This window comes from Arhodomonas sp. KWT, from assembly GCF_010993615.1.
In genome coordinates this window covers 1-788 of record NZ_WNXE01000774.1, presented here as the reverse complement: position 1 = coordinate 788, position 788 = coordinate 1, and the positions used below count along the sequence as shown (strand labels likewise).

1 protein-coding gene is annotated in these 788 nt (G+C 73.1%); it reads right to left on the bottom strand.

Features of this window, described 5'->3' with window-relative positions; genetic code table 11:
* On the bottom strand, positions 1–788 hold a 788-nt coding region (locus G7A99_RS22320; RefSeq protein ID WP_163144200.1), incomplete at both ends, for a TRAP transporter large permease subunit.

Sequence of the window (788 nt, the reverse complement as noted above, 5' to 3'; positions counted from 1 at the left end):
AGCCAGCCCGGCAGCAGCACCGCGAACGCGGAACAGGCCAACGCCACGCGGGCCACGGCCCAGGCCGTGGCACCGGCGCCGTCCCACAGCACCAGTGCCGGGTGCAGGGCGAAGGCGAACGGAATCACCAGCCCGGGCAGCGCCAGGTAGAACGCCGCCCAGCCGGTCTCCCCGGGCTTCGATCCGGCCACCGTGGAGGCTGCGTACGCGGCCAGCGCCACCGGCGGCGTCACCATCGAAATAATGGAGACGTAGAACACGAACAGGTGCGCCACCAGCGGTGCCACGTCGAGCTGCACCAGCGCCGGCGCCACCAGCACCGCGGCCATGACGTAGGCCGAGGTCGTGGGCATGCCCGCCCCGAGCACCAGGCTGGCCAGCGCGGTGAGCCCGAGGGCGAGGTAGAGGTTGCCCTCGGAGAGGTGCACCACCAGCGCGGTGAACTTCGTCCCGAGCCCGGTGAAGGCGATCACCGCCACGATGATGCTGGCCACCGCACAGGGCAGTGCCACCGACAGCGCGCGCTCGCCGGTACGCACCAGCGCCTCCAGCAGCTCGATGGGCCGCTGGCGGGTGCTGCGGCGCAGCGACCCGACCACCACGGTGAGCGCGCAGGACTGCACCGCGGCGTCCGCCACCGAGAGCCCGGAGACGATCGCGGTAGCGAGCCACACCAGGGGCACGAGCAGGTGCCAGCGCGCCTTCAGCGCGCCGCGCCAGTCACCGAGCTCATCGGCCCCCAGGGGCCGGATGCCGTCCCGCCGGGCCCGGAAGTGCACCACCAGGAG